We start from the raw sequence: 1,883 nt of genomic DNA, 5'->3' as shown, positions 1-1,883 counted from the left end.
CGAGGTGCGCGTGAGGTTAAGGAAGCCTGCAACTCAGGTTGGATTGAGGTAATCATACCAACTAATGAAACTGTGGTCAGATTGCTGGAGCGGGAATTGCATAAAGGAGAGGCTGAAACTATCGCATTAGCGATTGAGCGACATCCAGAGGTGATTTTTCTGGATGAGTTAGAAGCAAGAAGAGTGGCGAAGGTGTATGGTTTACAAATTACGGGAACGATTGGGATTTTGATCCGTGCGAAGTTATCGGGCAGGGCGGCATCACTTCGAGAGGAACTGGATAGACTTCGCAACGACGCAGGTTTCTGGAGAAGAGACGAAATATACCAGCGAGCTTTACAAGCAGTTGCAGAGGAATAAATACTGATGTTAGCTCTTTATAACTACCGTGGGCATAATAAGACAGGACGGCTCAGGGAAGAGCAGGGATTTAATGACCATGTATTTTTTTGAATATAAGGAACTTATAAAAAACCTTGTGATTAGCGACCTAAAAACTAAATACTCAAGCTCGGTGCTGGGATTCGCATGGTCAATGCTGAATCCATTGCTGATGATGCTCATCCTGTATTTTGTCTTCAGCAACATCTTTAAAAGCCAGGAGAATTTTGTTGTATACTTATTGACTGGCATCCTTGCATGGCGCTTTTTTGCTATCGGAACATCGTCTGCCATGGGCTCTATAGTTGGTAAATCGAGCCTGGTTACTAAAATTTATATTCCACGCGAAATATTGACTCTCAGTATAGTGATATCTGGTTTAATAAGTTCTCTCCTTGAGTTTTCTGTGCTCATACCATTGTTAATTATATTGGGGGCAGGGATATCATTTACAGTCTTGCTGTTTCCAGTGGTTCATTTGATGTATTTCCTGATAATTTACAGCACAGGCTTAATCCTTGCTTCATTATACGTTTATTACAGGGACTTAAACCAGATATGGGATATTGTGCTTCAGGTTGGGTTTTTCCTGTCCCCAATTATTTATCCGCTGTCCCTGGTACCAGCAAAGTACGAATTCTACTATATGCTGAACCCGATAACGAGATTAATCAATATGTACCGGGATATACTTCTTAATGGAACTATTCCCAAAAGTTTCGATTTTATTATTGTTCTTATATTTGGAATAATGCTGCTCATGACCGGAACTGCATTATTTAGAAAACTATCCCGCAGGTTTGCCGAGGAGGTGTAACCATGTTCCAGCAACCAAAACCCCATAGAGAAGAGAAGGACGCTATCATAGTGGAGAAGGTCTCCAAGCGCTTCAAAATCCCACATGAGAAAAGGCGCACGGTATACGAGAACGTCACTGGCTTGCTCAAAGGAAACAGATACAGCTATGAGGAGTTCTGGGCACTGCGCGATGTCAGCTTTACAGTAAAGCGCGGAGAGACCATCGGCATTATCGGAGAAAACGGGAGCGGGAAGAGCACATTGCTGAAGGTGATCGCAGGAGTGCTATATCCTGACAGCGGCAAAGTAGCTGTGAATGGCAGGATAGCGCCGTTTCTGGAGCTGGGCGTGGGATTCCAGCCTGAGCTGACGGCTGAGGATAATGTCTATCTCTACGGGTCGATCATGGGCATGAACAGATCACAGATAGAGAACCATATGGACGGCATCTTTGAATTTGCTGAGCTGGAGAGATTCAGGAATGCAAGGCTGAAGAACTTCTCAAGCGGGATGTATGCAAGACTGGCGTTTTCTACAGCAATATCAACCGAGCCGGATATTATACTGATAGATGAGGCGCTATCTGTGGGGGATGAAGCGTTCCAGAGTAAATGCTATGATAAGATTAATGAGTTCAGGAGTGATGGGAAAACGATTGTATTTGTGTCGCATGGAACGGAAGTCGTAAAGCAGTTATGTGAGCG

3 protein-coding genes are annotated in these 1,883 nt (G+C 44.0%); all 3 read left to right on the top strand.

Annotation, left to right across the window (positions count from 1 at the left end):
• Positions 1 to 360: DUF3368 domain-containing protein (locus tag IBX40_13210; GenBank protein ID MBE0525270.1), on the top strand; the 360-nt coding region annotated here is incomplete at its 5' end.
• A 79-nt stretch (positions 361 to 439) separates the two neighbouring features.
• On the top strand, positions 440 to 1,198 hold the full coding sequence (locus IBX40_13205) for an ABC transporter permease (GenBank protein MBE0525269.1): 759 nt from the start codon (positions 440 to 442) through the stop codon (positions 1,196 to 1,198).
• 2 nt (positions 1,199 to 1,200) lie between these two features.
• On the top strand, positions 1,201 to 1,883 hold a 683-nt coding region (locus tag IBX40_13200; GenBank protein ID MBE0525268.1), incomplete at its 3' end, for an ABC transporter ATP-binding protein.

This window comes from Methanosarcinales archaeon (genome assembly GCA_014859725.1).
In the GTDB taxonomy this organism is placed as follows: domain Archaea; phylum Halobacteriota; class Methanosarcinia; order Methanosarcinales; family Methanocomedenaceae; genus Kmv04.
Note: the sequence above shows the minus strand (reverse complement) of the source record. Positions and strands in the feature narration are given on the sequence as shown.

Bases quoted from the DNA above. Each gene is read 5' to 3' on its own strand.
- IBX40_13205 (MBE0525269.1), top strand. From the start codon at position 440: ATGTATTTTTTTGAATATAAGGAACTTATAAAAAACCTTGTGATTAGC.